At 37.8% G+C, this 26,304-nt stretch carries 28 protein-coding genes; 17 read left to right on the top strand and 11 right to left on the bottom strand.

Features of this window, described 5'->3' with window-relative positions:
• The first annotated feature begins 124 nt into the window (after window positions 1–124).
• The 4 genes from ACO1XM_RS13175 (at window position 125) to ACO1XM_RS13190 (ending at window position 4,440) form a co-directional block, all read left to right on the top strand.
• Window positions 125–964 carry a hypothetical protein gene (locus tag ACO1XM_RS13175; protein ID WP_486229704.1) on the top strand — a complete coding sequence of 280 codons (840 nt, stop codon included), beginning with the start codon at window positions 125–127 and terminating at the stop codon, window positions 962–964.
• A 131-nt stretch (window positions 965–1,095) separates the two neighbouring features.
• Window positions 1,096–2,886, top strand: a complete 1,791-nt coding sequence (locus ACO1XM_RS13180; RefSeq protein ID WP_486229706.1) for a hypothetical protein — start codon at window positions 1,096–1,098, stop codon at window positions 2,884–2,886.
• A gap of 161 nt (window positions 2,887–3,047) precedes the next feature.
• Window positions 3,048–3,482, top strand: coding sequence for a carboxypeptidase-like regulatory domain-containing protein (locus tag ACO1XM_RS13185; protein ID WP_486229708.1), 435 nt, complete (start codon window positions 3,048–3,050; stop codon window positions 3,480–3,482).
• A 610-nt stretch (window positions 3,483–4,092) separates the two neighbouring features.
• Window positions 4,093–4,440 (top strand): hypothetical protein, encoded by a 348-nt coding sequence (locus tag ACO1XM_RS13190; protein ID WP_486229710.1) that lies wholly within the window; start codon window positions 4,093–4,095, stop codon window positions 4,438–4,440.
• Window positions 4,441–4,459: 19 nt separating this feature from the next.
• On the opposite strand, the gene ACO1XM_RS13195 is transcribed toward ACO1XM_RS13190, so the two are convergent.
• Window positions 4,460–4,663, bottom strand: a complete 204-nt coding sequence (locus ACO1XM_RS13195) for a LuxR C-terminal-related transcriptional regulator (RefSeq protein WP_486229712.1) — start codon at window positions 4,661–4,663, stop codon at window positions 4,460–4,462.
• An 89-nt stretch (window positions 4,664–4,752) separates the two neighbouring features.
• On the opposite strand from ACO1XM_RS13195, the gene ACO1XM_RS13200 reads away from it, so the two are divergent.
• The 9 genes from ACO1XM_RS13200 (at window position 4,753) to ACO1XM_RS13240 (ending at window position 13,363) form a co-directional block, all read left to right on the top strand.
• Complete coding sequence (locus ACO1XM_RS13200) at window positions 4,753–5,058, top strand: hypothetical protein (RefSeq protein ID WP_486229714.1); 306 nt, start codon at window positions 4,753–4,755, stop codon at window positions 5,056–5,058.
• A 127-nt stretch (window positions 5,059–5,185) separates the two neighbouring features.
• Window positions 5,186–5,815, top strand: coding sequence for a GNAT family N-acetyltransferase (locus tag ACO1XM_RS13205; RefSeq protein WP_486229716.1), 630 nt, complete (start codon window positions 5,186–5,188; stop codon window positions 5,813–5,815).
• A gap of 1,017 nt (window positions 5,816–6,832) precedes the next feature.
• On the top strand, window positions 6,833–7,387 hold the full coding sequence (locus ACO1XM_RS13210; RefSeq protein ID WP_486229718.1) for a GyrI-like domain-containing protein: 555 nt from the start codon (window positions 6,833–6,835) through the stop codon (window positions 7,385–7,387).
• A gap of 335 nt (window positions 7,388–7,722) precedes the next feature.
• Window positions 7,723–8,115, top strand: a complete 393-nt coding sequence (locus tag ACO1XM_RS13215) for a glyoxalase superfamily protein (protein WP_486229720.1) — start codon at window positions 7,723–7,725, stop codon at window positions 8,113–8,115.
• Between the two features lie 41 nt (window positions 8,116–8,156).
• The gene (locus ACO1XM_RS13220; RefSeq protein WP_486229722.1) at window positions 8,157–8,525 is read left to right on the top strand and encodes a VOC family protein; all 369 of its coding nucleotides are present in this window, start codon (window positions 8,157–8,159) and stop codon (window positions 8,523–8,525) included.
• A 73-nt stretch (window positions 8,526–8,598) separates the two neighbouring features.
• Window positions 8,599–9,372, top strand: a complete 774-nt coding sequence (locus ACO1XM_RS13225; protein ID WP_486229724.1) for a helix-turn-helix domain-containing protein — start codon at window positions 8,599–8,601, stop codon at window positions 9,370–9,372.
• A 67-nt stretch (window positions 9,373–9,439) separates the two neighbouring features.
• Complete coding sequence (locus ACO1XM_RS13230; RefSeq protein ID WP_486229726.1) at window positions 9,440–9,898, top strand: antibiotic biosynthesis monooxygenase family protein; 459 nt, start codon at window positions 9,440–9,442, stop codon at window positions 9,896–9,898.
• 275 nt (window positions 9,899–10,173) lie between these two features.
• Window positions 10,174–12,426 (top strand): serine hydrolase, encoded by a 2,253-nt coding sequence (locus ACO1XM_RS13235; RefSeq protein ID WP_486229728.1) that lies wholly within the window; start codon window positions 10,174–10,176, stop codon window positions 12,424–12,426.
• A gap of 382 nt (window positions 12,427–12,808) precedes the next feature.
• Complete coding sequence (locus ACO1XM_RS13240) at window positions 12,809–13,363, top strand: hypothetical protein (protein WP_486229730.1); 555 nt, start codon at window positions 12,809–12,811, stop codon at window positions 13,361–13,363.
• Window positions 13,364–13,732: 369 nt separating this feature from the next.
• Here ACO1XM_RS13240 and ACO1XM_RS13245 read toward each other — a convergent pair whose 3' ends face one another.
• Entirely contained in the window at window positions 13,733–13,882 is a 150-nt protein-coding gene (locus ACO1XM_RS13245; protein WP_486229732.1) for a hypothetical protein, read from the bottom strand.
• Window positions 13,883–14,150: 268 nt separating this feature from the next.
• On the opposite strand from ACO1XM_RS13245, the gene ACO1XM_RS13250 reads away from it, so the two are divergent.
• Window positions 14,151–14,732 carry a porin family protein gene (locus ACO1XM_RS13250; RefSeq protein ID WP_486229734.1) on the top strand — a complete coding sequence of 194 codons (582 nt, stop codon included), beginning with the start codon at window positions 14,151–14,153 and terminating at the stop codon, window positions 14,730–14,732.
• Window positions 14,733–14,839: 107 nt separating this feature from the next.
• A complete protein-coding gene (locus ACO1XM_RS13255) occupies window positions 14,840–15,013 on the top strand; it encodes a hypothetical protein (protein WP_486229736.1) in 174 nt (57 codons plus the stop codon).
• Between the two features lie 335 nt (window positions 15,014–15,348).
• Here the strand turns inward: ACO1XM_RS13255 and ACO1XM_RS13260 are convergent, their stop codons facing one another.
• The 6 genes from ACO1XM_RS13260 to ACO1XM_RS13285 form a co-directional block, all read right to left on the bottom strand.
• Window positions 15,349–16,158: an SDR family oxidoreductase gene (locus tag ACO1XM_RS13260; protein WP_486229738.1), complete on the bottom strand. Its 810-nt coding sequence runs from the start codon at window positions 16,156–16,158 to the stop codon at window positions 15,349–15,351.
• Between the two features lies 1 nt (window position 16,159).
• A complete protein-coding gene (locus ACO1XM_RS13265; protein WP_486229740.1) occupies window positions 16,160–16,555 on the bottom strand; it encodes a hypothetical protein in 396 nt (131 codons plus the stop codon).
• Window positions 16,556–16,577: 22 nt separating this feature from the next.
• The gene (locus ACO1XM_RS13270; RefSeq protein ID WP_486229742.1) at window positions 16,578–17,081 is read right to left on the bottom strand and encodes a dihydrofolate reductase; all 504 of its coding nucleotides are present in this window, start codon (window positions 17,079–17,081) and stop codon (window positions 16,578–16,580) included.
• A gap of 73 nt (window positions 17,082–17,154) precedes the next feature.
• Window positions 17,155–18,072 carry a methionyl-tRNA formyltransferase gene (fmt, locus tag ACO1XM_RS13275; RefSeq protein WP_486229744.1) on the bottom strand — a complete coding sequence of 306 codons (918 nt, stop codon included), beginning with the start codon at window positions 18,070–18,072 and terminating at the stop codon, window positions 17,155–17,157.
• 25 nt (window positions 18,073–18,097) lie between these two features.
• A complete protein-coding gene (gene nth, locus ACO1XM_RS13280; RefSeq protein WP_486229746.1) occupies window positions 18,098–18,733 on the bottom strand; it encodes an endonuclease III in 636 nt (211 codons plus the stop codon).
• A gap of 32 nt (window positions 18,734–18,765) precedes the next feature.
• Window positions 18,766–19,947, bottom strand: coding sequence for an exo-beta-N-acetylmuramidase NamZ family protein (locus tag ACO1XM_RS13285; RefSeq protein WP_486229748.1), 1,182 nt, complete (start codon window positions 19,945–19,947; stop codon window positions 18,766–18,768).
• Window positions 19,948–19,990: 43 nt separating this feature from the next.
• Between ACO1XM_RS13285 and ACO1XM_RS13290 the strand changes: the two genes are divergently transcribed.
• Window positions 19,991–21,211, top strand: coding sequence for an ABC transporter permease (locus ACO1XM_RS13290; RefSeq protein WP_486229750.1), 1,221 nt, complete (start codon window positions 19,991–19,993; stop codon window positions 21,209–21,211).
• An 84-nt stretch (window positions 21,212–21,295) separates the two neighbouring features.
• Here ACO1XM_RS13290 and ACO1XM_RS13295 read toward each other — a convergent pair whose 3' ends face one another.
• Both ACO1XM_RS13295 and ACO1XM_RS13300 read right to left on the bottom strand, forming a co-directional pair.
• Complete coding sequence (locus ACO1XM_RS13295) at window positions 21,296–22,039, bottom strand: polyprenol monophosphomannose synthase (RefSeq protein WP_486229752.1); 744 nt, start codon at window positions 22,037–22,039, stop codon at window positions 21,296–21,298.
• 121 nt (window positions 22,040–22,160) lie between these two features.
• The gene (locus ACO1XM_RS13300; protein ID WP_486229754.1) at window positions 22,161–22,901 is read right to left on the bottom strand and encodes a class I SAM-dependent methyltransferase; all 741 of its coding nucleotides are present in this window, start codon (window positions 22,899–22,901) and stop codon (window positions 22,161–22,163) included.
• Between the two features lie 120 nt (window positions 22,902–23,021).
• Here ACO1XM_RS13300 and ACO1XM_RS13305 point away from each other — a divergent pair, with 120 nt between their 5' ends.
• The gene (locus ACO1XM_RS13305) at window positions 23,022–23,798 is read left to right on the top strand and encodes a hypothetical protein (RefSeq protein ID WP_486229756.1); all 777 of its coding nucleotides are present in this window, start codon (window positions 23,022–23,024) and stop codon (window positions 23,796–23,798) included.
• Window positions 23,799–23,967: 169 nt separating this feature from the next.
• Here ACO1XM_RS13305 and ACO1XM_RS13310 read toward each other — a convergent pair whose 3' ends face one another.
• Entirely contained in the window at window positions 23,968–26,304 is a 2,337-nt protein-coding gene (locus tag ACO1XM_RS13310) for an outer membrane beta-barrel protein (protein ID WP_486229758.1), read from the bottom strand.

Genomic DNA, 26,304 nt, shown 5'->3' on the forward strand with positions numbered 1-26,304 from the left:
CACTCAAAAATTTGGAGACTTGCATAAAACCTTCCGATATTAGATGCTATATGCAACAGCACGGGCTCCGGATGTCGGAAATATATGCAACAGTTGAATATAGCCGGACGTTAGGCGCAATTTTATGACAAAGAAGGAAATCATAGAGAACTTAAAAAATTCCGACCTAAGTAAAATCTCATTTCATCGTGTAGTTGAGACGATCAAGAGTTTAGGGATGATTCCAACGACTGAGATTGACATGAAGGAAGGAATGATAATTGAGCGGGGGCGAGTCAACATCTCAGATAAGCTATTCTATTCTGAAGCTGAAATTTCAGCGAGAGAAGATTTCTTTAACATACGGACTTACGGAAGAGCGAACGCACCGTTAAGCTCTGTTTTTTACGGCTCACTGAAAAGTGATGAAATTCCGCATCCACGCATGACAATCCTGACTGAATTGTCAGAAGAATTCAGAAACCATAGAAATTTTAAGATAACATATACCATTGGACAATGGCGAGTTAAGAAGCCTTTTGTTGCATACTGCTATTTGTACAGTGAGAAACTCAGAGTTTCAAAAGCTGTGAGTAAAATAATAGATGACTGGCATAAAACGATTAGTAGCAGTACGACCGTAAACAAGGATGACGCGAAACTTATTGGAGAGTTTATTTCAGAAGAGTTTGCTAAGAAGGATATCAAAAACGATAACGACTACAAAATTTCTGCAGCAATAGCTGAGTTGAAGTTTCGAAATACTAAGGTACCAGCAATCATTTATCCAAGTGTTAGAGCTGACTATCTTGGGACAAATATTGCAATGCAAGCTGACAAAGTAGAGGAGTATCTAGAGCTAAAGCAAGTGGCACTGTGTGATGCCTACTCAGTGAACGGAGACGCGCTACTTGACATTACAGCTATTGCCCAAGACCTGGGACCATTTAATTCCAGCTTCAAGTGGACAAAGGTTCCAAAATGAGTGGCGGTATGAAACTGCGCCTAACAATGTGTATATACAATTTAAATTTGATTAATAATTTTTTAAAGGAAAAAAGTAATGCTTCGTAGCCAAGCATTGCCGGCAAGCCCAAAACAAGAGACAACACAACGATGAAGAGACTAACGACATTAACATTTATATTAACTATATCTTTTGTATCATTTGGACAGGCTTATGAACCGGAGATTTTGATTTTGAGCCCTAATGAATTGACATTTGAAAAGTCATTTGAAAAAGAACTAAAGACAAAGAACAAAGAGCTTTCCAACAAGCCAATTAATTCAGAACAAGCAGACTTCACAAAGTCAGACGAATTCAAAAAACAACCCGAAAACATTCAAAAAATTACTTTATCAGAGATTAGGTTTCTTAAAACGCTTGACTTTTCAAAGCAGACAAGTTTTATAGCACAACAGTATTTGTTATATCGCTTTTACGAGCGTTTTACCAACTTGCTAATTCTTCTATCAGACAAAAAATCAAGTGGAGGTATTATTGAACTTAGAAAAATAGCTGACGCTGAGAAAATGCAATATGTTTTAAACTTTTCAAGAATTGACATATTCAAAAAAGGCGGAACAAGCTACGCGAAAATTTCTGCCCAACTTTATGATAATTTGTCACAAACATTTTTAATTAACTCTGACTTTGAGGGAGATTGGAGAAATCCTGGTTTTGAATTTGCCTGTGAGGACAAATCTGTTGACTGTACTATAAATAATGCGATTTCAAAGGCTCTTAATGAAGTGATCTCTCAAGTCGCCTCTAATAGCCCAACAATCAAAAGAGATAGAGAACTGGCCCAATTAAGATTTAATGAACTTGTTTCAAACTACTATTCAAGATCAAATGACAAAGAATTTTTAGAGTCAATCATTCAACAACCAGATCGCAATGTTGTTTTAACTGACCAGTATCAACTACTTGTTGATCCAACTAAAACAAAGTTTGTTGCATTCTTCATAGAACAAATCTCAGCTCAGGACTTCAAGACATTAAAAGACAATAAAAGAGATAAAAGTGTAAACATTATTTCAAGCAAAGACATTAAAGACGCTGAATTCCTTAATGAAATTCCCCAAACTTATGCATACATAGTGAAAGGCGTCAAACACAATAACAAGTGGTATTATGAAAAGTCTAATGTGACTTATTTTGAAGCTAAATCATTAGAGGATGGCAAACTGAAATACTTTGGCAACTTAGCTAAGTGGAATTTCTTCAAAGAAAACTCAACAGAATTTAACCCAGAGTTTTGGGAGACATATTTTTTCGAAAAAGTGGAAAGTTCAGTGGCCAAAAATAGTAAAGAAATAGAAGAAATTAAGTCTCAACTCTCTAAATCTAAAGCAGAAGACAGAGAAACATATCAGGAGATGATTGATAATTATTACGAAGAAGACTTAAAGAACAAAGAATACTTGGGGCTTTATGAAATAGTTGCCAATCAAATTAGATTGGATAAAAGAAGACTAGACGAAGAATTTTCAGAGTCAATAAAATTGAAACTTTTACCAAGGTTCTATGAAGATTATTGTAAGAAAAATAAAATTGACGGTTACATTAAATTGAATGGAAAAGATATTCAACTAATTTTTCCTAGTGACAAATCAGTAATTTTATCACCGATCGTACTTGATTATGGCAACGACAAAAAAGAACTGACTTTCTTTGTCTTAATTCCAAGTGGCGAAAAATCATTTAATATTTTTAAATGGGACTACTTTAAGCCAATTAAACCAAAATACACCTCAATGTACGGACTGGAGGTAAATGAACAATTGAATCAAATAACAAAGTGGAATTTTTCGTTTGACACATTGGATGACAACAATTTTTGGGACAAATATGTCTTATTGAAATTAGGAGAAAATTTTAAATACTTGACAAGAGTAGATTGAGTGAATAATGGGACTGCTGGCAACAAAATGCATAATCAATGTGGGGTTTAGTGTAAATTTGTAATTTAGTTTTTCAAATTACGTTTGATGTCGTGGGACAGTGAAGCGTTTCGAACTCCTGCCACTGCTTATGTACAAACGTTGCCAGCAAGCCATTGACAATGAGAAGACTTACCATAATAACGATTTTGCTACTCACAAGTATCACGCTATTTGGACAAGATACTATTGAGATTACTGGAGAGATAATCTCGAAATACGGAACACCTTTACCTGGGACAAATATAGTATTACACAAAACGACAACCGGGACAGTAACTAACGCTTGCGGACAATTCAAGCTTAAAATCCCTAAAGACAGAAAGGGGTATTTAAGCTTTTCAATGATTTCGCTACCATTCTACTTTGACTTAAAAAAGATTAAGAACGAGGAATTAGAGAAAGGAATTGTTTTTAGAATAATGCCATTCAATGATGACAAAGGAATTTTGAACAAAAAAAAGTGGAAAGAAGGTATAACAATTGAATGCCAAAATTTTGAAGACAAAGCAATCTTTAAAATAACTGAAAAGAATAGAAACTGGCCAGTTGACTAAAACTTAATAATCATATTGAATGATCATTTGATTAATGGCCAGCCGGCAACAAAAGTGACTGTTGCACAACTACCTTGAAAAAAGAAAACTGATAAAATTATCACCAAAATCTAACTTGTAGATAAAATTGGTGGATAACTTGACTCACATTTCGATTATTCATTTTTTAAGTAAGCCTGAAAACTCTACCAAGCTCAGCATTCCCTGCGCATAACGCTGAGTAAAATTAATTCAAGACAAATCCATCAGCTTTGACAAAGAAATTTCTAAAGCGTTAGCAATTTTAATTGGCGTGAGTAAGCGTGGATTAGTTTAGCCATTTTCGATCATGTGCAGCTGAGTCCTTCCAATCTCACAATTAAAGGCAAAAGCCTTCTACTCCTTCAGGGTATTTTCAACCTATTCCATCAGTTCATGACACTGTGTTCGGAATAACGAACACCAGTTAGAAATTAATTTTAGAGATTTGCCACGGTAGGAGATACAGCTCAAATACTCCTTCTCCTGCGTATTGTCATTTGGGACGTGTAGAGGATGAGCATAAGGAGTCTGAGTAGAGGTAAAATCCTCCTTAACTACAATTTCATGTCAATATTTAAAACATAAAAAGATGCCAATCCGAGTAAAACATCCAATAGTCAGAATACCAGACCATATTCAGTTGTCGATCTACCTGATTAAGGAGGAACTCAAATCGCGTAAGCTCTTCCATGCTTTACATGAAGTAGGCCTGGATGATTGCTGTTTCCAACCACACCTGGATATTTTGATCATGGAAACTATGGGCCTCTGTGATGGCACGGATGAAACCTTTACAAGGTATGATGAGATCATGGATAGACGGAGCAAGAAGATTGAAGCCGATCATGACTCCATCATGAAGCAAGCCCTGAAAGTTTATCATGAACTACTGAATGAAAAGGAAAGGCTAAGCAATACAAGGAAGGAGAAACCATGAAGATGCAAGAGAAAAGAATCTATTTAAGCCACTTTTTTCTAAAGCCATAACTGACCAGTTGCGCAGCATTTTTCACCTGAAGCCTGTTAAGCATTTCCATTCGAATGGCATCGATGGTTTTTTTGCTATTGCCGAACTTATCGACAATTTCCTCGCTGTTATAGTCATCAGCAATCAGGTGCAAGACCTCCAGTTGTTTTTCGGTGATGTCAGCCTTTTTCATAGACAATACTAATATCTATCAATATCCAAGTATTTTTATCTCCTTATTTATACCAAATCTATTTTGTATCCATTATCAAAATCAAGTAATTGAAACAAGGAATTGTCAAGCTGCCAACTGCTAAAGGCTTTGTGGTCTGCCTTATAAAAGAAGAGTTAAAAGGTCGCAAATTCTTCGCTACCCTGCAGCACCTGTATCTGGACGATTCGTGGCGTCAGCCCCACCTTGATGAGCTTATCTACACATGCCTTGACCTGAATGACAATACGAACGAGACTTATGATTATTACTATGCTGTGATGAATGATCATGCAGCGTTGATTGATGACTCTTTAGCGACAATCGAGAAACAATCGAAAGAAGTCTATTCGAAACTGATCGGGAGGCGAATATAAATTTTTATATTCGCTATTGCGTTTGGCCACGGTGGATAGATACGTTTTCAAAAGACAGCCACTGCAAATAGCCTAATGTTAGCTGTAAGTTTAGACAAACACAATAAAAGATAAATCATAATTGAATATGGAAAAATGGTTTAACGAAGTTGTATTAGAAACAGATAATATTAAACTTCACCCTATTAACATATCCCATAAAGAAGACTTGATAAATGCTTCCGCTGACGGCAATCTGTCAGATTTGTGGTTTACCTCTGTTCCAACTTTAAGTAATATTGACAATTATATTACTAAAGCCATTGAAGATTTTAAACTGGACAAAGGTTTAGCGTTTATTGTGATTGACAAAAAATCGAACAAAGTAATTGGAACTACCCGATTTACAAATGCAACACCAGAACATAGAAGATTAGAAATTGGCTACACTTGGTATTCTCAGGCTTTTCAAAAAACTTATGTAAACTCTGAATGTAAGCTACTATTATTAACGCACGCATTTGAAGAATTAAAAGCAATAGCGGTTGAATTCAGGACAAATTGGTATAATTTCCCATCAAGAAACGCAATTTTAAGACTTGGCGCAAAACAAGATGGTGTTTTAAGAAATCATCAAATTATGCCTGATGGCTCTTTAAGAGATACAGTTGTTTTTTCAATTGTAGAATGTGAATGGAAAACTTGTAAACGAGCTTTAAGATATAAGATTGAACAAATTCATAAAAGACCTACAGCTAACAGCAGTCTGGCAAAATAGCGGGCAATGCTTTTTTAAAACTAATGACAGTCAAACGAGAGGACATTCAATATTTAATTAGCACAATTGTTATATGGACAGCCTTAAACCTGATACTAAATTTGATCGGACTGGGTAGTGTAAAACTATTGAGTGAATATTCGGGCAATGTAGAGTTAAATATATTTTGGCACCTTAAGTTCACTGCATTTCAGTCTTTGATATTTACTGCTACTCTTGTAATTGTTTTCGTGCTGACAAGAAAAAAGAAAACATCACTCTACTCATTTACAATACTCCAATTTATCCTTTTTCACCTCATCTTCTTTATGAACTTAGTAGATTATGGTGATGGTAAATACAATTTCAGTGTAACAGACCTGTCTTGGGAATATTCATATCTATTCGCTAACCGACAAAATTTCATAGATTTAGTTTACATTTTCTACCCGTTGACTGGAATATTTGAAGACGGAATGTTTGTCCCTGAATATTTATTTAAATTTTATTTCATGTGGATATTTCTAACACTTTTATATTATTTACTTGTTAGTTGGTTGACAAACAAACTCCTGAAGACATTAGTGTGGTCAAAAAGCTTAGGCCGCAACATTCATGACTGATGCACAACTCTCCTGAAAAGAAAAACTGAAAAATGTCGCCAAAATCTAACTTGTTGATAAAGTTAATGGCTAACTCGACTCACATTTCGATTATTCTTTTTTTAATAAGCCTGAAAATCCCCCTGGCTCGGCATGAAGCAAGCACTGAAAATTTATCATGAGCTACTGAACGAAAAGGAAACGCTAAGCAATACAAGAAAAGAGAAACCATAAAGATGCAGGAGAAGCAAATCTATTTAGACTCTTTTTTCTGAAGCCATCACTGCCTAAGTGCGCTATTTTCTCCATAACCTGCATCCTTGATGCGATCAACATAAGTTTTGAGGAGAATGTTGGCATGCATAGCAAAAATGTTCACCCCTCTTGACATAGGGCTGTCACAAGCACATTTTAAGTTTACATCGTAATCAAAATAATGATGAAAAACGTGCACAAGCTGTTTCTACTTGTATTAGTGCTTACTTTATTCACGGCCCAGTCTCAACCACAAACACAACAACAAATGAACAACCAAACCATTCAACAATTTTATGTGATCGGAATTTCAACAAGAACAACAAATGAAAATGGACAATCAGCCAAAGATATTGAAGCATTGTGGGGCAAGTTTTGGGGCGAAGAAATTCAAAAGCAAATTCCCAACAAAGTAAGTGATGAAATTTATGCCGTTTACACAGAGTATGAAACTGACTATACAGGAGCTTACACCACCATTGTAGGATTAGCCGTAAGTTCTTTAGAGAATATCCCCAAAGGATTTGTGGGCATAACAATTGAAACTACGGTATACCAGAAATTTGTTTCCAAAGGTAAAATGCCGGAAGCAGTTTTTAATACGTGGTTGGAAATATGGGGAAGTAAAGAACTTAACTTAAAACGTGCCTACAAAGCAGACTTTACTATTCACGGACAAAAATATTATGATGGAGATAAAGCGGAAGTAGAAACTTTTATATCAGTAAAAGAATAAGGCCACTGAAAAAGGCACATAGGTCTAATAGCATCTACAAGCAAGCAGGTTTTCGTGCTTTGCAGGATAGAAAAGTACTAACAAAAGTGAACTTCCACAACTATCGTTTTGCTATTATTTAAACGGATAAACATCTGATCATTCACATGTTGAAGATTATTTTTCCTGAAGATGTTGATTTACTGGTTATGCTGCGACCACAACAGCTATTTGCAATGCCTGGATGAAGTATAAGTATAAAATTTTATCTTCGCTATTACTTTAGTATTCGTGGACTTGGCTACGAAATGGTAAGCTTTTGATGAACAGGGTTGAATAAAACATAATTGTTTTATATGAATGAACAGGTTAAATCAAATTTTCATATTGAAAATATCGCGCCTATTCTTTATGTGAAGGACATGACGAAGAGTCTGAATTTTTATGTGAATACACTTGGATTTACAAAAGCCGACTGGGGAGATGATAACTTTACCAGTATCAATCGTGACAATACAGGCATCTATTTATGTAAGGGCGGACAGGGCCTGCCAGGAACGTGGATTTGGATTGGTTTTGATGGCGATATATTTGAACTACACCAAAAACTAATGTCGGCAGGTGTGGTCATTAAACTGCCACCGACAAATTTCTCCTGGGCATATGAAATGCAGGTTCAAGACCCCGATGGGCACATAATAAGATTCGGAACTGATCCAAATAACAAGGAGCCATTTGCCGATAACTGATATGGAGCAATTCAATTTGATAGCATAAAAGAACAAGAAATATGAACGAAAAATTTGGTGCCGGAATTAACATCGCAATAAAAATACCGAAAAGCAAGTATGAAAAGACAGTTGCTTTTTACAGAGATATATTGAAGTTGAAAGTGGATGAAAAACCAATTGACAATCCGACTGTTTCCAGAACACATGAGGTGAAATTCGGTGGTAATATTATTTGGCTGGACTGCGTGGATAATTATACACATGCAGAAATCTGGTTGCAGCTTACCGTTCCTGACATAGAAGAGGCAACAAAGTATTTACGATTAAATGGTGTGGAGACTTGTGACGAAATTGAAGAACTTCCTGAAAATATGCATTGGATTCAAGACCCTGCCGGAACGGTATTCAACTTGCAGGAGCGGGAATAAACACGCCTGATTACCGACACGATACCTCACTGAGCCTTAGTGAGCACCTGGGGCAAATTTACCTTGATTAATAATGAGCGTTAAAGATTACAAACCCACAGAATTATTAAGACCATTCATTAAGACTTACAGGATAATTGAAAGTCAGGATGAACGTGTAAACAGGGTATTACCAAACACATCAATATCCATTGCATTTCGTTATAAGGGACAAACTAATTACACAACAAACAACACGATAGACAGGATAGCCCCGGTAACCATTTCGGGTTTAAGAAAATCTGTACGACTTATTAATTACCTGCAAGATACGGCCACCCTTGTAGTTCTTTTTAAAGAGACAGGCGCATCGGCTTTTTTTAAAGAACCACTTTACAAACTTTTTGAAGAAAGTGTTTCGCTTGATAATTATATAAATCAATACGAAGTCTCAGCGATACAAGAGCAATTGGCAGGCGCACCAAGCGATGGTCATCGAATTGCGGCAGTCAATGATTTTTTACTCTCGAAATTACGCAGCTGTACAAGCGACAAATTAATCTCTTCAGCCGTAGATAGAATCTCTGCGGAGAAAGGCATGATTAAAATGAAGGAACTTGCGGATACATTTTGCTTAAGCACGGATGCTTTTGAAAAGCGATTTAGACGAATCGTTGGAACGTCTCCAAAACAATTTTCGAACATCATCCGGTTGAAAGCAGTCACGAGTCAGGGACAACACAATCAACTGTTAAGTGATCTTGCTTTTGATGCAGGCTATTATGACCAGCCACATTTTAATAAGGACTTTAAGTTATTTACAGGCCAAAACCCCACGGCCTTTTTCAAATCGGCTTCCTTTTGGTAGATCAATGATTTTTTACAAGTAAGTGGTTTTCATTTTTTTGAATTTTACGCAAGTAAAAATCATGAGAATGAAAACAACAATTAAGGCAGGGCTTACCCTGGCCGGGATACTCTTTGTAATCGCGTTTCTACACGCACAAGTAAAATCTGATCATTTGATAAGTACCTCAAAAAATAAAGTTAATATGGACACTACCCAACGACTCGACAAAAAACTGATTTATTTCATCGACAAATTTAATGTGCCAAGTGGTTCAATAGATGAATTCACAGAAAGGATGAATTATAATAGAGATTTTGTAAAAAAACTTCCCGGATTCATAGAAAGTGAAGCCTATGGACAAAGAAATGAACAAGGTAATTGGTCCATAATAACCATCGCAGTGTGGGACAATGAGCGCAGTCTGCAGGATGCTAAGCAGGCTGTTCAGTCAGAATTTAAAAGAATTAATTTTAATCCAAGCGAATTTTACCAAAGACTTGAGATAACAATTGAAAGGGGACTGTATACTAAGCTCAAAGAATAATTTTAGATTAAGGGAAAAATAGCCGCGAATACACGCTATAAGTAAGAGCTTAGGATGAGTAAGTATAGATTTCATTGCCTTGGGTCGTGGTAGATAATAACATTTTCAAAAGCCATAGTGGCGGTCTCATCTAAAAATGTTTTCTCCGGAATATTTATTTTGTAGGTCAGGCAACGGAATCGGTCTCTAGGGCATTCTATGAATGATGAGGGCAGCCTATTTGTGCTGCCCGACTGTCCATGCGCCTTACTGACAATTCCTTAAAGACAAACCAAATGATAAGACTGATAAGCCTTGCATTGATAGCCTTGTTTTCTGCTGTTAATATTTTCGCACAAAATTTGCCTGAATTAACTGTTTTTGGTGTGGTGTTTGACGAATCAACCCGAGAGCCCTTGCCTTATGCAAATGTATTAATGAAAAACAGTCATGTTGGAACGGTTACAAATCTGAAAGGCGAATTTAAACTGAGCATTCCAGCGAATCTCAAAAGTGACACTTTACGAATATCCTATGTTGGTTATAAGACCCATTCAGTTCCCATATCGAGTCTTTTGCATGGAAATAGAATATTTTTAAAAGAGAATGAGCTAACCTTAGACGAGGTGCAGATTACCGGACAATCCGCACTGTCAATCATGAAATTGGCGATTAAAAGCATACCTACCAATTACTATAGCCAATCCTATAAGAGTAAGGGATTCTACAGGGTGGCTTCAAAAAAAGATACAAAGTATATGCATCTCTCCGAAGCGGTGTTTGAACTTCATAATGCTAAAAAAGCAAGCCAATTTAAACTCATAAAAATGCGGGCAATTAAAGATGAAAAGGAATCGCATGGTTTAGAATTAGGACTGAAACCCGATGGGATAAAGGCATTTGATATCATAAATCATTCAGGAGAATTCCATTTCCTCAGAGAAAAAGGATTAAAGGATTATGATTTTGCTTTTGAAGACATCACTGAATTTATGGATCAGGAGGTATTTGTGTTATCCTTTGATCAAAAAAATGACATTAAGAAAGCCGGATATAAGGGAAAAGTTTTTATCGACACAAAAACATATGCAATAGTTTATCTGCATTATGGCTTTAGCCCGAAAGGCCTCAAATTTCATAAATTTGGTGATGCTGCTCAGCGCGCCTTGATGAAAATTTTAGACATACACATTGAGATGCCTGAATCCGAATATAAAGTGACATATAAAAGGGTTGGCGACAAATACTATCTGAATGCAGTTTACAATGATGCCGTACTTACATTTCAGAGTAGCAGGTATCATTATAATTTTCTGGCAGATACCCATGTTGACTATATCGTAAGCGATTTAGACTTTACCAATACCTTGCCCTTTGATAATAAAGAGACGCTTGGAAACAGTAAATTAATAGAAGAGCAAGATTCTCCTTATGATAAGGCTTTCTGGGACGGTTATAATATTATTCTCCCTAACACAGATTTCGCTTCGATTGCTAAGCTTATTGAGGCTAACAATAAGGCCAATGATATTCAAACGGAGATTGAAAACAGATTAGTGAAGTATCCAAAGGATAAAGCCATCAGGGTAGATTCTATTTTAGCTTTCTACAATCGAAAAGGCTTGTTTAATGGCAATGCTTTGATAGCATACGAGGGAAAGATTATTTTTCAAAAAAGCTATAATAATTCTTTCACTCAAAATCAGCTGACAAGCCAGTTTAGGATAGGGTCTGTAACCAAAACGTTTACTTCCATGTTGATAATGATGTTAGAAAATGAAGGGCTTCTTGGACTTAAGGATTCAGTTAAAAAACATTTGCCGTTTTATCGACATGAAAATATTACTATTGAGCAGTTGTTAACGCATCAATCGGGCTTGCCCAATTATCTGGAAAATAATGAATATGTGACGCGTCTTTTTGAAAAAGAATATTCAGTAGACGAATTAGTTGAACAATTTTGCAGCGACTCACTGGAATTTGAACCAGGCACTCAATTTCAATATACTAATTCAGGCTATGTTGTATTAAGCCATGTTATCGAAAAAGTGACTGGAAAATCCTTTGAGGAAGTATTAACGGAAAAAATATTCCGGCCCTTGCAAATGAATGATACCTATTTTGGGATCTCAGCGGATACTGCGAATCTTGCCGTTGGATACTTGTATGGACAACCTGAGCCAAAATACTATCCACAGAACGTAAGTGGTGCAGGAGGAATAACTTCAACCTTGGAGGACTTGTTGAAATGGAGCCACAGTATAGAAAATGAAACACTGCTTCCCAAAAAGAAATTAGACTTAATATTTGTTCCGAGAGCCACTTACGCGGATTGGGAGGCTGACTATGGATACGGTTGGATGTTAGACAAATACAAGTTCAGGATCTCAAAAAATCATGCTATCCGATACCATCCAGGCACTGATTTTGGATTTTATTCGATGTTTGTAAAACAACCTGATAAAAAGATCACACTCATTCTGCTCAATAATACGGGTGATTTTCCTCGATTTGAAATTACAGACTTGATTTTAAATGCACTTGACTGATGAACAAGGTTAAGGGTATAAGAATGCTTAAGAGTGTACAAAAGATAAGTTGCAGATTTCAGCAGCATAATACATAATATATAGTTGCTGAATATTATTTCTCATCTAAGCAGCACCTCGAAAGTATGAAACGTACTTCTTCATAGCAGGTGCAATGATGATGGAAAGAAAAGGGAGTACGTTTTTATACTTCTCGTCTCCTTTGTAGCAAAGAGTTTTCAGATAAAAAGGTTCTGGCTCCGTGAAACAAAGGGCCTTAGGAGAAATCCTGGTAAAAAATGGACCAATAGCAATATCCTGATTTGCTTACAGTTTGTAATTTTGTTGGAAAATATCAACACTAAACTCAGATTGTGCAATGAAAAAATTTTACATCTTACCAATGTTACTTTTACTGTGCTCATTTAGCAGCATGGGTCAGAAACTAACCATCGCTGGCCAACTAGGATGGAGCAGCCCACAGGGTTCGGCATTTGAATCGAATGGCGAGGAAATGGCAAAGGCCGGACTCAATGTAGATCTTGATGCGCTTTATCACCCTGACATGTTTGGTGGTAAATTAGGATTAGGAATAACCATGAATTCGTCCTTACTTTTTGGAGCCTCAACAGACAACGGTCTGGACATAGGTCTTTATGGTTTGTCGATTTATGGCGTTAAGGCACACTATAAATTTCTTGACTCTAAAGTGACCCCTTATGCATCTTTATCCACTGGATTATCTCAGTTTGAAACACCAGAGATTTCTGATGCGAATGGCCAGGTGATTAGTGAAGGAATCAAAAACAATTCTTTTGGTTTACGTCCGGAGCTAGGTTTGCACTTAGGTAATTTCTTTTTAGCCGTTGGCTACGTCCTGCCAATGAAGTACGAAGTAATAGATGAGAAAGCCGGAGCGCTGCAATTTTCACTTGGCGTTAGAATAAAAATACTATAAAAAAATTTCTGGTTCTCAATGAGTAAAAGCAGCCATGGTATGGCTGCTTTTTATTTGAAATTCACTTTCCATTGGAAGACAATGATTATGGAAACAGCAATATGAGCTGTTTTATGCTCCTCCTTCCCTTCGGTATGCAAGGAGGGGTACCCGTATGGTTATGATTTGTAAGGAGAATGTCTGAGAACAACAATTCTATTGCTGCTTCACTATTCAGTTTTGAGTAAAGTTTTGCTGGAAAAAATTTTTGTTACAAAATAATTCCTCTGTCATCTTTGTTACAAGTGAATACGATTGCTAAAAACGCTTGTTTATCACTTAAATGAAAAACTGGCATCTGGTGCTGCTGCACACTTACTTTTAAGAAGATCATTTCTTCTTATCGGAGGCCTTTGGTTTTTTTGTCTCCTTTAATAAAGTAAGGTTTTCAACCTGCGCGCGCTTATCTTTTCGTTGATACCGCTTTTCGCTGTTAATCTTTAAGTTTTCTTCAGCCTTGATTTCTTCCCTGGTTTTCATAATGCTAAATGTTTTATGAAGAGAAATTTAATTAATCATTGATGAAGTTGCTATGACCTTTGTCACCCGGAAATGCATGTTTAATCAGCAATCGGCTGTTTTACCAAAAAATCAGCGACCAAGGTTGCTCAACTTGATCCATCCACAAAAGCTGTGATATATGTAACATCCCGCCATACTTCTGCAACGCAGTGCGATCAGAATATACTCACCTTTGTTGCCTACAATGCCTGTTTATAAACGTAACAGGTTCCACTAAAAAAAACTTATGAAAATAATTATTTCAACACTATTGGCTGTTCTGCTTGTTTCCGGTGCTGCCATTGCACAACATGCTAACATTGGTATTAAAGGCGGTGTTAATGCATTTACAATTAAAGGCGACAACAACGCAAGCTTTGATACTAAAGTAAGCTTTCACCTGGGCCTTATTGGTCACATTCATATTTCGAACCAATTGGCATTGCAGCCAGAATTAGTTTATTCTGTTCAGGGCGCACAATACAGTGTGGCCGGACAAGAAGTTAAGTTAAACCTTAACTATGTTAATGTGCCTTTGTTATTCCAGTACATGTTTGATAATGGCTTCAGATTACAAGCTGGTCCGCAACTTGGCTTTTTAGCGAGTGCTAAATCAGAAGTAAACGATAATGATACCGATGTAAAAGATGATTTCGAAAGTATTGATTTAGGTTTAGCGCTAGGTGCGAGTTATGTGAACCCGGCATCAAACTTTGGTGTAGACATACGTTACAACCTGGGTCTAAGCAACATCAATGATGGAGCTACAAATTATTACAACAGAGGCTTGCAGGCAGGTGTGTTTTACCTTTTCAAGCATAAGTCATAATTAAATAGAAAAGAGGCTCTCAAAAAGCCTCTTTTTTTATTTAACAGCAATTGATCAACGCATTAACATCTAAAAAACATCAGTCATTCACCGCTAAAAATAAAATTATGAGCACGCCTTCTTCCCCTAAAAAAATAACCTGGATCATTGGTATTGTTGCCGGTCTGTTAGGCATCATAGGTCACTACGCCCATGTTGAGATCTTAAGTGAGTACAACTATATATTATTACTTGCAGGGTTTCTTGTATTAGCCGCTGGTACTTCTTTCCGTGATTTATAAATGATCTGAGATCTATGCCTTAATTATTAATCAGACCTGGCATATTGAATACGATTTCAGTTTAGATCAATACGCAGACTTGATTTGATGTATTACCTGAAACAAATGTAAAGGTTATAATCAAAGAAAATTTTCAGGCAATGCATTAACATTTTTCATTTCACATATGATATTAATTGAAATGAAAATTCAAAAGACCTTCAATTTGATTATTTAAATTTGTAGTGCTTGCTTTGAAAACATTAATGTGCACCTTATTGCGCACCTCCAGAAGCTCGAAGCTAGTAGCCAGCAACTCAATTCACTTATTCAGCTGCCACTACACAACAGCTGACCTACTTCACCTTCGCCTTTCTTACTATTTTAGCAAACAAACCTGGTGTATAACGATGCAGGTATGCCGCTAATGTCTCTTTCCAGCCACCAACATAAATCTCGCGCTTTCTTCCTTTAATGGCCTGTACAATTTTATGTGCTACAAAAGCAGGCGTTAATCCGGCTGCATGCGTATCGTCTTTTTTATTTTGCGTAGAACCATCTCCTTTTAAGGCAGTCAGACTCAAGTTGGTATTCGTCCAACCCGGACAAATCATGGTGACGTAAATAGCAGGATGCTCTTTCCACAATTCAGCCCTCAAGGAATTGAAAAAACCTTGCAAGGCATGCTTGGCAGCTGCATAAGCCGTGCGGTAAGGTGTGCCAATTATTCCGGTAATGCTGCTAACGGTTACAAAGTGACCTTGCTTGCGTTGAATGAAATGCGGAATCAATGCTTTAGTTAAGGCGATGGTACCGAAGTAGTCGATCTCCATTATTTTTCTATCAACTTCAAGCGTAGTTTCTTTAGCTAGCGCACGTTGCGAAATACCACCATTGTTAATGAGCACATCTACATGACCGAAAAGCTGTATGGCTGCCTCAGCCGATAGCTGTAATGTTGCAGCTTGTGATAAATCTAAGGGCAAGATATGGATGTTGGCCTGAGCACTTGCCGGACAATTTCCTTTTACCCGCTCCAGCTCTTCTTTTCTGCGTGATGATAAAATGAGTTTAGTATTGAGTGTAGCTAATTCGTATGTGAGGGCTTCTCCAATACCAGATGATGCTCCGGTTATCCAGATAACCTTACCTTGTAGTGATGTCATGCTAGGCTTGTGTGGTGCGTGATAGTTTTTGATCTTCTGAAAAAATCCAGATGGCGTAAATGCCAATAGCTGTACCGATAGGGAAAGAGAACAATTTTAAACAGCCCACAATCAGGGAGAGAATTAAAGCCCATTGTTGCTTAGCCAACAAGCCAATGCCTGCCAATAGTGAAGGGCCTGCGAAGAAGATCATAATAATGCCTGGTACATAAGCGACCAACGCGGTTACAAAATCAATAACCTTCTGCTCCTCCGGATTGGCATTGTCGAATGCGAAAGAAAATACCAGGGAAAGAATAACATTGATAAGCAATGCGCCCAGGATGGTAATTATTCCAGAAACCACATAAAGTATACCCAGTACTTTCTTGTGGCTATCTAATTTCTGCTCGTTCATAGTTTTTTAGTAAGTTAAGTAATTACGAAATTTTTTTATACAGCACAAAATCAAAATGATGTTTGTGCTTTTCATCAGCCGGATGCTTAACACGCGATTGCTCTATAAATTTTGTGTGATCTACCTGAGGAAAGTAGGTATCGCCCTCAATAATGGCATCAATTTCGGTTAAATAAAGCAAATCAGCATATGGCAAGGCCTGTTTGTAAATTTCGGCACCTCCAATGACAAACACTTCGCTTTCATGCTGCTGTTTTGCAAAAGCTAAGGCGTCCTCCAGGGAATGCACTACATGGCATCCTTCTGCTTTAAAACCTTGTTGGCGTGTTATTACAATGTTTGTTCTATTGGCAAGTGGCCGGTATTTTGGTGGAAGCGAATCGTAGTTCTTACGCCCCATAATCACACAATGCCCCTTTGTGCTTTGCATGAAAAATTTCATGTCGTCCGGCAAATGCCAGGGCAAGTCATTATCCTTTCCGATAACGCGGTTTTTAGCAAGGGCAGCGATCAATGATATAATCATATTTTCTACGCTACACGCTACACGCTGCAAGTTAATCAGGTTAAGCCTGAAGCTTGAAGCTTGAAGCCTGTGGCTATATTTTGTTTCCTCTGAAAAAGTCTTTAATGTTCATTCGCTTTTTCCCTTCCGGTTGCAGCTCTTCAATGCTCACCAAACCATCAATGGTACGGAAGTACAAAAAGTTTTTATGATCAGTTTCTATGGTGCCCGCATTTTTGTGTTGCATAAAACCTCCATGCTTCACACTAAAAATTTTATACACCTTATCATTAATTTTTGTCCAGGCTGCCGGATAGGGACTTAAGCCTCGTACAAAATTATACACTTGCTCACTGGTTTGGTTCCAATTAATCTCGCACGTCTCTTTAAAAATTTTGGGCGCGTGCTTAATCTCCACGTTTTCATTTTGTGGTATAGAAGGATAGTCTCCTTTTTCTATAGCCCTTACTGTTTTCAATACAAGTGCGGCACCCTTATGCATAAGTCGGTCGTGTAATTTCCCGGCATCATCATCGGGCTTAATGGTTTCAACATCCTGAAAAATAATACTGCCTGTATCAATTTCATGTTTCAAAAAGAAAGTGGTCACACCGGTTTCTTTTTCTCCATTAATAATCGCCCAGTTAATAGGCGCAGCGCCACGGTATTGCGGTAACAGTGAGCTATGCAAGTTAAGTGTGCCAAAAGTGGGCATGTTCCAAACCACCTCGGGCAGCATACGAAAGGCTACTACAATTTGTAAATTGGCTTTGTATGATTTTAAGGTCTCCAGAAATTCCGGAGATTTTAAATTAGTGGGTTGTAAAATGGGTATGTTGTGCTTTACAGCACAATCTTTAACAGGCGAGCGGCTGATCTTTAAGCCACGGCCTTGCGGCTTGTCGGGGGCGGTGATAACGGCAACAACATTTAGTTTGTGCTCGATCAAAATTTCTAAGCTGGGCACAGCAAAATCGGGCGTGCCCATGAATATAATTCTGAGTTCATTCATGAGCGCAAATAAAGAATATTGCTACCTAATCTCTTAGTTCCTTGCGCATATATTTCTTGCAAATGGGACAGTCTGTCCAAACATGACCACGAGCGGGGCAAAACGCCCTGCCAAAATAGATAATCTGCAAGTGTACTTTGTTCCAGCGGTCCTCAGGGATGAGGCGTTTTAAATCATGTTCAGTTTGTTCAACGTTTTTACCCGTTGTTAAACCCCAGCGGTAGGCAAGCCGGTGAATGTGTGTGTCTACCGGGAAAGCAGGAATACCAAACCATTGTGTCATAACAACAGAAGCCGTTTTATGACCCACCGCAGGCAAGGCCTCCAGCGCCTCAAAACTTGCGGGTACCTCACCGTTGTATTGCTCAATCAATATTTTTGAAAGACCATAAATGCCTTTCGATTTCATAGGCGACAAACCACAAGGTTTTATAATTTCCCTGATCTCTTCCACACTCATCTTCACCATGTCAAAAGGATTATCGGCCTGTTTGAAAAGGAGGGGAGTAATCTTGTTTACCCGCTCATCGGTACATTGTGCGGAAAGCAGCACGGCTATGAGCAGGGTGTAAGCATCTTTGTGGTGAAGTGGTACCTCTACGGTAGGATAATGCTTATCAAGAATGGCCAGGATATCTGCTACTTTTTCTGCTTTTGTCATAGTTAAGGAAGAACAACCTTGCTGTACTATAGTTATGGATAGAGTAAATACCGGGAGCGCATATCCCTGAAATTTTTCAGATCCGCTTCCCAGGTTTTGCGAATAGCTTCTTCGGTCATGCCGCTCTTAATTTGTTCACGCAGGGTACTGGTGCCCACAAGTTTTTCAAAATAAGGAATGAAAAACTTTTCCTTATCTGGATACTGTTGGTAGAGTTGAATAAGGTAAGATAGATCGAATTGATTTTTTACAACGGCATTACGCAAATCTAAACCATAACAAACTTTATTCTCAAAAGGCGGATTTTTAGACATACCGTCTATACTTACGGGTGTGAATGAGAAGGGCATATTTTTTAACTCGGGATGTCCAATCACTTCGAAAGGCATCTGCGTACCTCTGCCAACACTGATTACTGTACCTTCGAATAAACAGGTAGAAGGGTATAATCTTATTGCATGGTCGTTGGGTAAGTTAGGTGAGGGTTTATGCGGTAAGGAATAAGCATCGCCATGCTTCCAGTTTTTCAGTTTAATTACTTCTAATGCACATTTGCTTTTGATCCAGCCTTCACCATTGATCATGCGGGCATATTCGCCAATAGTCATACCGTGCACAACGGGAATAGGGTGCATGCCAACAAAAGAGGTATGCTCGGCTTGCAGCATTGGTCCATCTACATAGGCACCGTTAGGATTGGGCCTGTCAAGTACAATTACCTGCTTGCCATTTTCAGCGCAAGCTTCCATTACATAATGTAAGGTGCTGATGTAAGTAAAAAAGCGAACACCTACATCCTGAATATCAAATACAACCAGGTCTATATCACTCAACTGTTCTTTGGTTGGTTTTTTATTGTTGCCGTAGAGTGACACAATGGGTAAACCTGTTTTGCTATCGGCTCCATCTTTTACGGTTTCACCGGCATCGGCCTTGCCCCTGAAGCCATGTTCGGGTGCCATTATCTTTTTGATGCTTATACCATTTTTTAAGAGCGTATCCACTAAATGCGTATTGCCGACCCTGGCGGTGTGATTCACCACCAGGGCAATATGCTTATTCTTTAGTAAGGGCAGGAGCAGGTCAAGTTGCGCTGCGCCTACTGTAATATTTTCAGCGGTTTGCTCAATTTTACTATTGCTTTCCGCTGAGCTATGGGAGGCTTTATTACTACAAGCCACAATCAAAAAGAGCGCACTTAAAAATCGTATCATTCAAATAATGTATTTTGCAAGCAATCAAAAGTAGTAATAGTCTTTGAACCTCGCATATTTCATAGCAAAACGCATTAGCCAACAACAAAAAGCGGGCTTTTCAGCAACGATTCACAAGATCGCCATCGTCAGCATTTGTCTGGGGTTGGCCGCTGCCATTGTCTCCTTCCTGATTATGCATGGTTTTCAGGAGGCGGTAAAAAAGAAAATGTATAGTTTCAGTGGCCACCTGGTTGTAAATGCACTGTCCTATAATAATTCTCTCGAAGAAACACCCTTTAGTTTCAACATTCCCTTGTATAACGACCCAACACAGTTTAAGGGTGTGCAACAGGTGCAGGAATATGCACATAAAACAGGTTTGTTAAAAACAGATGAAGAGATTTTAGGGGTGGTTGTAAAAGGGGTGAGCAAGCGTTTCGATACACTGGCCTTCGATGAAACAATGGTGGAAGGGCGCTTTATACATTTTCCGGATTCAGCCACCGCGAATGAGGTGGTGATCAGCAGACTGATTGCCAATAAAATGAAGCTGAAAATCGGGGATGACATGCTTGTTCATTTTTTTCAAAACCCGCCACGCTTTCGCAAACTTTCCATTACAGGTATTTATGAAACCAATTTGTCTGAATATTTTGATGGGAAGATGATCATCAGTGATTTGCGCATGGTACAACGCCTGAACGACTGGGGTGATAGTTTGGCCGGAGGACTTGAAGTATATGTGAAAGATGTTTCACAAACAGATGTTATCGGACAAAATATTCACGATGCCATTGATTACGATCTACAGGTGACGAGCACAGCTTATAAATATCAACAGGTGTTTCAGTGGCTCGACTTAATTAACCGACAGGTAAATATTTTATTGGTGATCATACTTACTGTAATTTGTATCAACATGGTTTCCATAGTATTGATTTTAGTAATGGAGCGCACACAAATGATTGGTATGCTCAAGGCAATGGGTGCTAACAATAAACTGATCAGAAATATTTTTATCAGTAACGGTATTGATTTGGTATTGCGCGGACTTTTTTGGGGCAATGTGCTTGCGCTAGGTCTGTGTTATGTTCAATATCAGTTCAGGTTAATTCCTTTAAATGCACACGATTATTATATTGCTTATGTGCCTATTGCCTGGCATTGGGATGTAATCTTATTGCTTAACCTGTTGATGTTTGTTGTAGTCTCGATAGTACTCCTATTGCCAACAGCGGTGATTGCCCGCATTAATACTATTAAGGCGATAAAGTTTGATTAGAAAACCGAATCTGTAGTATAATTCAAGCAGCGCAGATACTTGATTAATCAAGATTTTTATGTATTGTCAATTGTCCATTGACAATTAACTAGCTGGAATATACTTCTTGAACCAACTGCTGATGGTCATTTGAAGCACACCAAAGAAGGCTTCTTTAAAAATACCAGCCGACATTTTTGATTCACCTCTGACACGTTCGGTAAATACAATGGGTACCTCCTGTAGTTTAAAACCATATTTCCAGGTAATGAATTTCATTTCAATCTGAAAAGCATAACCAACAAACTTGATTTTATCTAAGGGAATAGTTTGCAACACCTTTGTTTTATAGCAAACAAAACCTGCGGTAGTATCCGCTATTGGCATGCCTGTAATCAGGCGTACATACATGCTGGCAAAATAAGAGAGCAATACCCTGCCCATAGGCCAGTTGACTACATTTACACCTGTAGCATAACGCGAGCCGATGGATAAATCGGCACCAGTAGCACATGCGTTGTAAAGCTGGACTAAATCTTTTGGGTCATGCGAGAAGTCGGCATCCATCTCCAGCACATATTCATATCCTTTTTCTATGGCGTAATGAAAACCACTGATGTAAGCAGTGCCTAGGCCTTGTTTGCCGGGTCTTTTTAATAGATGTAATCTTAGACTTTCGCTGTTATACTTTTGTTGTAAGTCCTCAACAATTTGAGCTGTGCCATCGGGTGAATTGTCGTCAACTATTAAAACATCAAAGGCTTTAGGTTGCGAAAAAACAGCCTCAAGAATGGCTTGAACGTTATCACGCTCTTTATAAGTGGGTATTATGACCAGGGAATCGTTCACGTTTAGTTATCAGCTTAAACAAAACTACTAAAAGTATGGAGGTGGACAACGCTTTTACTGGGGCCTTGTCCGCATCTCGGATAAAAGGTTAAAATTCAATGTTAAATGAACAGTCAAACAACTATTTAAGGAAACATAGTTTCAAAAAAATGGGAAATTGAACTGTTTTTATCTCAGCAGACCTCCAGAGAGGTGATAATGCTGCCGAAAAATCTATGAGTGGATCAAAACCATTTTCATTAATAAATTTTTGTGTGGCTGACCAGGAGCGTAAGTAACCAAGATAATGTTCGGCCGTCCAGTGAAGTTGTAAGGTAAAGTGTTGGTGTTCAATCGCTGCAAAGGGAAAATGGAAGTCAGCATATTCATTTTCAATATGCTTCCGCGCCTGATCCCAGTATTTGCCCACGGTCCCTTCATAATAGTTATAGAAGAGTTTGTCAATTTCTTCATTCACACGGATGATGGCATAACCCCAGACAGCGAGGTAAGCACCAGGCTTAGCTACACGCACAGTTTCTTTAAAAAAAGCATTCTGGTCAAACCAATGCAGGGCCTGACCTACTGTAATCAAATCAAAGGCGTTATCAGGAAAGTTTGTTTGTTCAGCCGGACAGAGACTGTAATGAATATTATTCGCTGCAATAGCATTGTCCAATTGCTGTTGACTGATATCTGTGGCCTCTACACTTTTAAAATGTTTAGCCAGCTCACTTGCCACTTGCCCATTCCCTGTAGCACAATCCCAGGCTTTGTCAAGGTGTTTCACTTTTTTAAAAAGATAAGCATAGAGGTCGGCAGGGTAGTGCGGTCTGAAGTTAGCATAGGTACTTGCCTGTTGCGAAAAATAGTCTTTTGCCATGTTATTTACTTAAGATTGATACAAATCAGGGTATTTAATGGATAACTCAACGTATGTCCTATACGATTTTCCTTTACCATTGTTAACAATTTATTAATATTGGGCAGTTTTCTAAGCCCTATGAAAAGAGTCCTGAAGAGTTTTTTTCTGATTATTAACTACAAGACTATTCTGATTACCATCCTTTCGGTGGTATCTACCTATATCTGTATCTCTTATAACATCACTGCAAAATTTCCGGATATGCTGGTGGGCGTGGCCATTGTGTTTCCGGTGGTTTTCTCAATCGGTTCTGCCTACACCAGGCGTGAAACTGCCCTGCAACGTCTGTCTGATTTTAAAGGTCATGCAGTAGCCATATACTTTGCCATGAGAGATTGGCCTACCGATAAAAATAACACACTGGCCGAGCAAGGGCGGGCGCTTATTTTAGAGATGGTGCTGATCATGAAGGACATGTTTAAAACCAGTCATGATCAGGATTGGACAAGCAATGAAAAAAGCATTTATCAGAAGTTCTCTGATTTATCCAGGCTAACCATGCAAATGCGTGAGTTCGGAACACAGAGCGGTGAGATTTCGCGTATCAATCAATATGTGAGCAAAATGATTATCGCTTTTGATAACATGAAAATCATTCACAACTACCGCACACCTATTACGCTGCGTGCATATAGTAAAGTGTTCATTTATATTTTTCCGATTATTTACGGGCCGTATTTTGCGAGTGCGCATATGGATTACTCCATGCACCTGGAGTATGCCATGCCAGTGCTATATAGTTTTATTTTAGTGAGTTTAGATAATATTCAAGACCACCTTGAAAATCCTTTTGATGAAGTAGGTGAAGATGACATTAAGATAGATGCACACGATACCTTGAAACAGCTTTCATAAGCATAGTTTTCTTTTTGTGTTAAAACAAAATAGCCCGAACGATCGGGCTATTTTATTTGTCATCTTTTGAATGTTAGTTTATTTTGATCTAAGCAAATTTGTACAGAATGAATAGATGTTAGCATATTATAGCACGTTTTCAAACCTTGGAAAAGTAGACTATTTGCACCTATCCATTACTAAACTGTATCTTTTCACTTCCTAATCTTCTGCTCCGATTTTTCTCTAATTTTCCAAATTTGTAACGTAATGTCCCTTGGATGAACCTGCTCCGATTCGTTGAAGTCATATTTTGTTCGATCTGATCATTGGGTATAATAGTCTCTCTATTAATCATTGTAAAAAACAGGTCATGTCCTAGTAAAGAAATAGTTAACCGATCGCCTGGTAATACATAATTGAATTGAAAGGTTAAGTTAAACATTGGTTGAGACACTTCGCTTAAACTGCGTGTATAATTCATCATTCGCATATTTAACTCGGTATTTAGTTTTTTATTAAAAGAATATCTATTACCTAAAGAAACACTAGCGGAATACAAACTAGTTGTTGAAACATAAACCTGCTTGATAAGTGATGCATTTGAAAGATTTAAATTACTACTTGTAGTAATCCGCCATTTCTTTACTGGATTTATTGAAAAGTTTACAGAGCCCCCATAGGAAAAGACATTGCCAACGTTATCAGTAAAAGTACTTATATGATTATCTGAATCAGTAAGAGCGAAGTCGAGCATGGCATTTTTAATATAACGAACATGTAATCGGGTTGTAAGACTAACATTTGAGCCGAGATAGCGATGCTCAAAAGATCCTTCATTTCTAATAGAAGGGATGAGACGCGGATTCCCTTTATGTAAATTAAGTGTATCTGCCTGATTAGGGAAGGTATAGAATGAGTATGGGTTCGGATGTTGGATTTTACGAATGAAGTCAAATGAAATGTTATTACTTTTGTTTAGTTCCAATAGTGCATTTAAGGTTGGAAAAATGGCAATAAGATCAAAAGTCATTCCATCAAAACTACTACTATGAACAACTGACTTGGTCTTTTCAAGACGAAGGCCGGGGCGTAGACTAAATTTTGTGGTTGGTTTAAAGATCCATGACCCATAAATGGCAGCTTTCTGGTTTTCATAAATAAATTCAGATGAAAATTCTTTTTCAGTTCTACTCACCAAAGTTTTCATTATATTTTGTGTTTTAATGTTTGAGTAATCAACACCAAAACTTAAACTACTACTATTAGCCAAAGCAGTTGTAAATTCACTTCTTATTCGCAAAGCAAGATTTTTTAACGAAAGTTGCTCAGGGTTCTCACCATCTCCAAAGGATTTAGTATTAGTCATATTAAATTTTGTAATAGATATTTCGGATTCAAGAAGCCTTCCTGGTTTTTTAAAACGTCCTTGATGATTGGCTAGTAGCGTATTTTCCAATTCTTTCGGCCCAGATAATATACGTGTAGAGCTAAAGAATCCTTTCGGATTACTTTGGGAAGTCACCGCATCCATTTTATCAGAATGAATGGAGCCATTATGCTCTAGGGTAATTATATTGAGACTATCAGCGTAAAAGTCAACTCCAGTTGTTAACGTCCGTAGCGAGTGATTCAGGGAATTACGAATTTGTCGTGAAAACAGAATTGTATCACCAACTTTATCTCTGCGGTGATAATCTGTATTCATTTTCAGGAAGCGATCATCACTACTCACAAATGCATAATAATTAGTCCGACCAAAAAATCTATTGATATTGAACGAGCCATTAATAAATCCATAATTATTCATAGTAAGTGATGTGTTCCCGTTTATCCCCTTTTCTCTATTTTTTTTAAGTACAATATTGATAGTTGCCGATCCGGTAGTGGATGCAAACCGTGGATCAGCTCCGGTAATTAACTCCATACGATCTACATTTGAAGCTTGGATCTGTTGAATAATATCAGTTGCATTGATATTGGACTTCCGCCCATTGACTAAAATGGTAATTTGATTTTCTCCACCATAAGTAAGACCACCAGATCCATTTTGAGAAATTCCTGGCAAGTTAGCTGCGATTTCAGAAAGTGATTTGCCAATAGCCATGGGATCGCTGGCAACATTGTATATTGTCATGCCGGGCTTGGATTCCAGAATCGTTTTTGCGCCTGAAATTGTAATCTCGCTTAGCAACTTTACATCTTCATTCAAAATAATTACTTCCATATTAATATTACTGATTGGTAGTATTTTCTTTATGACTTGGACATAGCCAACCATGGTTATCTGAATAATACAGCTGTCCCTTTTTAGTAATTTAAGCTCAAATTCACCATTTGAATTTGATGCGGTCGTTTTTACAGTTGTGTAATTATCTACATCCTTTAGTTGAATAGTAGCACCAGGCAACACTTCATTTTTATCTGACTGTATTGTCCCCTTTATAGTTATTTGACTTCCTTGTGCGAGCGCTAAAGTTGGAACTAGGAAGATAACTAACAGCAGTATTTCGATTTTGTATTTCAT

The sequence above is a fragment of the Chryseotalea sp. genome (genome assembly GCF_057350905.1).